The 1,285-nt window shown below is 34.8% G+C and carries 1 protein-coding gene; it reads left to right on the top strand.

Annotation, left to right across the window (positions count from 1 at the left end; genetic code table 11):
- Positions 1-1,277 (top strand): ATP-binding protein (locus tag U9P79_00330; protein MEA2103079.1); only part of this gene is annotated, 1,277 nt, incomplete at its 5' end.
- Positions 1,278-1,285: the final 8 nt, after the last annotated feature.

The following is a 1,285-nucleotide window of genomic DNA, read 5'->3' on the forward strand; positions in this document are numbered from 1 at the left end:
TTCGAGTCTTACCCAAAATAGTCTTGACTTTTTTCGAATTGAGTAGTATTATAGTTACCATGAAAGAGAGAAAAATTTATCTGAAAATATGGCAAAAGTTATCATCTTATAAAAATATGGTATTTTTATCCGGTCCCAGGCAAAGTGGAAAAACGACCCTGGCAAAGATGGTTGCCAGGGATTTTAGCAGCCAAGTTTACTTTAATTGGGATGATATTCCCAGCAAGAGAGAATTGATCCAGGATCCTTACTTTTTTGAGAAAGTCGACCGGATGGATGAATCAATCCCCTTGGTTATTTTTGACGAAATTCATAAATACAGTAATTGGAAAAATTATCTCAAAGGAGTTTATGACAGATTTGCTAAGGAATACAAGATTCTTGTTACCGGCAGCGGTAGATTAGATTTGTATCAAAAAGGTGGAGATTCCCTGGCCGGCAGATATATGAAATTCCGCCTACTACCTTTTACTTATTCAGAATTGACGAACCACCAATACTCGGTACCTTATTTCATTAATCATCCTTTTCGTTTCCAGGAGGATAATCAATCGAACTATGGTTTATGGGATGATCTTTTTGAACTTAGTGGGTTTCCTGAACCCTTTTTGAAAGGGAAAAAGGATTTCTACCGGTTGTGGTCAAATAATTATCAGCATCAGTTAATCAGGGAGGATGTTCGAGATTTAACACAAATTAAAAAGTTTAATTCCCTGGAAATATTGTATTCTCTTTTACCGCTAAAAGTAGGCAATCCCCTTTCTTTAAGTTCATTAAATACAGATGTCCAGGTATCCGTGGATAGTATAAAAACTTGGCTTGAAGTATTTGAAATCCATTATTTGATATTTCGAATATCACCATGGACACATAAAATTCCCCGGGCAATTAAAAAGGAAAAGAAGGTTTATCTTTTTGACTATGCGCAAATAGATGATAGAGGTATCCGTTTTGAGAATATGATTGCCTTAGAGCTATACAGGGCAATTTTAAATTGGAACGATTTGGGATTGGGAGATTTTTCCCTGCATTATATTCGCAATAGAGAAAAAGAAGAAGTTGATTTTCTTATTTGTAAAAATCATCATCCTATGCTACTGATTGAATGTAAGCTATCAGATGAAAATGTCTCGAACAGCTTGATTAAATTTCAGAATAAGCTCGATGTACCTGCTATTCAGTTGGTAAATAAACAACATGTCGGAAGAATAGTTACAAATCAAAAAAATAAGATTTTAATCATATCTGCTCCCAGGTGGTTATCCTTTTTGCCGTAATGTTACTT

The organism is Candidatus Cloacimonadota bacterium (assembly GCA_034661015.1).
Taxonomy (GTDB): Bacteria; Cloacimonadota; Cloacimonadia; order JGIOTU-2; family JGIOTU-2; genus JAYEKN01.